Source organism: Serratia sp. (in: enterobacteria), from assembly GCF_046715635.1.
In the GTDB taxonomy this organism is placed as follows: domain Bacteria; phylum Pseudomonadota; class Gammaproteobacteria; order Enterobacterales; family Enterobacteriaceae; genus Chania.
Genome location: NZ_JBKJYW010000469.1, coordinates 1 through 3,764, shown reverse-complemented (window position 1 = coordinate 3,764; position 3,764 = coordinate 1). Strand labels below are relative to the sequence as shown.

Annotated in this window: 3 protein-coding genes; all 3 read left to right on the top strand. The window is 55.5% G+C overall.

The features are described from left to right. A partial coding sequence (locus ACLQ7H_RS24220) for a molybdopterin-dependent oxidoreductase (protein WP_411754869.1) occupies positions 1 to 2,144 on the top strand: 2,144 nt, incomplete at its 5' end. 3 nt (positions 2,145 to 2,147) lie between these two features. Then, a complete protein-coding gene (locus tag ACLQ7H_RS24215; protein WP_411754868.1) occupies positions 2,148 to 2,696 on the top strand; it encodes a 4Fe-4S dicluster domain-containing protein in 549 nt (182 codons plus the stop codon). A gap of 12 nt (positions 2,697 to 2,708) precedes the next feature. Beyond that, a complete protein-coding gene (locus ACLQ7H_RS24210; RefSeq protein WP_411754867.1) occupies positions 2,709 to 3,515 on the top strand; it encodes a dimethyl sulfoxide reductase anchor subunit family protein in 807 nt (268 codons plus the stop codon). Positions 3,516 to 3,764: the final 249 nt, after the last annotated feature.

Below are 3,764 nucleotides of genomic sequence, written 5' to 3'. Positions count from 1 at the left end.
ACTGCAACCTGACCGCTTACGTCTATCAGAAAAAGCTGATGAAGATTGAAGCGACGGAAGGCTTTAATGTGAAATGTTGCCTGCGGGGCATCAGCCGTACCAAATGGGTTTATCACCAGCAGCGCGTTACGACGCCTCTGCTGCGGGTAGGCAAGAAAGGTGAGGGCAAATTCGAGCCTATCAGTTGGCAACAGGCACTGGATTTAATCGAAAAAAACATCAGTACCACCATCAAGGAACAAGGCAACGAAGGGCTGCTGCTGTCTACCCATGCAGGCAACATGGACTCGATAAAAAACGATATGGGCAAGGCGTTCTTCGATTATCTGGGCGGTTCGGTGAAACAGGCGGGGTCGCTCTGCTGCTCGGCAGTGACGGCGGCGATGATGCCAATGGTGGGGTTACGCTATGCCGATACCCGTGACACCATTGCCGACAGCCGTTTGATCATCTGCTGGGGCAACAACCCGGCGGTGACCATGCAGGCGTATTTTAAAAAATATCTGCGTGCGCAAGAGCAGGGCGCGCGCATCGTGGTTATCGACCCACGTTTTAACGAAACGGCCGCCAAAGCGGACGAATGGATCCCGATTGTACCAGGCACCGATACGGCGTTGGCGCTCGGGATGATGAAGATCATTATCGAAGAGCAGCACATTGACGAGGATTTCCTGCGCCAGCATACCGGCGCGGTGTATCTGGTGGATGCCAAAGATCAATTGGTGCGGGCCGATGCCAACGACACTGAAAGCTATCTGGTTTATGACTGCACTAGCCAAAGCCTGGTGCGGCATGACAAGGCGGGTATTATCCCGGCGTTGTTCCAGCACCAACTGCCAGCCGACAGCGGCTACCGTACGGTGTTCGAAACCGTTTACCAGCAGGCTGCGCCATGGACGCTTGACCGGGTCGCGGCCGAAACCGACATTCCCGCCCATACCATTTTGCGTTTGGCCCGTGACTATGCCACCACCGCTCCAGCGATGATTGTGCAAAATATGTCAGGCGCTCAGCGCACCGAATTTGGTACCTACGTGGCCGCCAGCCAATTCTACCTGGCCTTGCTCACCGGTAATATCGGCAAACGGGGAGCAGGGATCTGTGATGCGGGCGGAGCACGCCAAATGGCGAAGTTTGGCCCGATCATACCACCAGCGCCTGCGGTGAAGAAAATCACCCCGATACCGGTTGCCAAGGTGGGCGAGTGGGTGGCCAATGACCGGCCTTACCCGATCAAATTCTGGTGGATTATGACCATGGGGGTCATGACCCAGTTGCCTAACACCAACATGGTCAGAAAGGCGTTGGAAAAGGTTCCCTTCGTGGTGGTGGCCGATAACCTGATGAGCTCTACCGCGCTGTATGCTGACCTGGTGCTGCCGGTGACGACCATTTTTGAAGATGTCAGCCTGATGGCGGGCGTGCGTAGCCACTATGTGCAACTGATGGAGCAAGCGGTCGAGCCACCGGGTGAAGCCAAGCCGGATTATTGGATCTTTGCGCGTCTGGCGGAGCGTTTTGGCTTTGGCGAGGTGTTTAACCAGCCGATTGAGCATTACATCAATGCGTGTCTGCAAGGTTCCGGTATCACCCTGGAACAGCTGAAAAAAGGGCCGGTGCTGCCGGTGAGCGGCGACTGGATCCCGTTTGAAAATGGGGTGTTTCGCACGCCGACCCGTAAAGCCCACTTCTTTATTGAAGAGTGGCAGAAAAAAACGTTCTCGCCGGTCGTAACTTATCTGCGGGTGAATGAATCGCCGCAAGGCTCGCCGGAATTAGCCGCTAAATACCCGCTGATGGCGGTACAACGCAAGCTGGCCCGCAGCATTCACTCAAGCCACGGCATGAACGAATGGATCCTTGAGGTGCAGCGCAATCAGCCCAACGTGATGATCCATCCGCAGGATGCACAACAGCGCCGGATCAAACACGGCGACTGGGCCACCGTATTTAACCAGCGAGGGGAACATCGGGCGATTGCCGTGGTGACGACGCATATCAAACGCGGCGTGGTTTCCCTGGATAACGGCTGGTGGGAACAGCAGGGAGGCAGCAGCAGCCACGTCACCAATGACGCCGTAGAGGCGTTGGGTACCGGGCATTGCTGTAACAGTACGCTGGTTGATGTGCGGGCGGAGGGATAACCCATGACCAAACAATATGGCTTTCTGATTGATATTAAACGTTGTTACGGCTGTAAAACCTGTTCCATGGCCTGTAAGTCAGAGAATCAGACGCCACCCGGCGTGCTTTGGCGGCGAGTGCGGGAGTATGAAACCGATGGCCCGAACTCGGAAGGGTTTATTTCGATGTCCTGCAACCATTGTGACGATCCGCAATGCATGAAGGTATGCCCGGCGGATACTTATCATAAGCGCCCGGACGGCATTGTGGTGCAGGATCATGAGAAATGCATCGGCTGCCGTATGTGCATTATGGCTTGTCCGTACAACGCCCCGGTCTTCGATCCGCAGGAAGGTAAAACCAGCAAGTGCAATATGTGTGCCGAGCGGCTGGATGAAGGATTACCGCCGCGTTGCGTGGCGTCTTGCCCGGCGGGCGTATTGAAGTTTGGTGATATCGAGGAGTTAAGGAAAATCCACACTACGGATTGGGCGGTACTGGAGGCTAGGTATCACATGCCAGACCATCGCATCAGCGGCCCGAACGTGGTCATTATTCCAGCGGACAAATAAAAAGGTGCTGTCATGAACGAATATGAACTGCCGTTGGTGTTTTTTACCGTGCTTTGCCAATGGGGCATTGGCGGTATTATCGCCTTGACGCTCTATCGGTTGCGACCAACCTCCCAGATGTCCGTTGGGCAACTGAAATATCTGGTTCTGGGATTGTGGCTGGTGGAGGTCGTTGGCTCCAGTTTGTCACTGCTGCACCTGGGGAGCCCGTTTGGGGCTTACCGCGCGGTGGTGGGCCTGCCGCACTCCTGGTTAAGCCGTGAGGTGATCGCCTTTATCCTGGTGAATATCAGCCTGTTCCTGATGTTGGCAGTTTGCTGGCTGCGGCCGCAGAAGTCGGCCTTGATCACCACATTGGGAATGGTGACCTCGGTATTGGGGATTGCCGCCATTCTGGTCTCGGCACAAATCTACTACCAGATGGCCAGCCATCCGCTGTGGCATACGCCACTGACCCAATTGGCGTTTCTGAGTACCGCGTTACTGTTGGGGTTCGCTACCTTGGGGATCTATTTGAACTGCTGCGGCCTGGCCGTTCCGTGTACGGTTCGCTACGGTTTGCTGGTGGGCTGCCTGTTGCTGCTGGTCACGCTGGTGGGGCGTTACCAGATTGCCGGAGCCAGCGCTCAGGGGATCATGCTTTGGTGGCAGTTGGTTGGCAGCATGTTGGTGGGTGGTGTGCTGTTCGCGGTGCTTGGCCTGCGTACACGTTTGGCCCCATCGATAGCCGTGATAGCCGGAGTGGCATTGGTGTCGGGGGAGATTGTCGGGCGTATGCTGTTTTATCATAACGTCATGGGCCAATTCCCCTGGTTCTGATGCCATAAACTGAGGTCGGTCCAGCCCGTGCAACCGCCGAGCGGCGGGCCGACCCAACATCCTGCAGAAAAAAGCCTCAATACAGGGCTTGCCAGCATTCGGAAAAACCAGCTAATCTGAACTTGCCCGCTACCGCAAATGCCAAGTAGTCCAGGCCAGCAATGTAATTTACCAAAACAGAGAGTCAGCCGTAACAACGCCACGTTGATGGGGTGATCGCATGTTAATGACAGTGATTATTACTCTTTT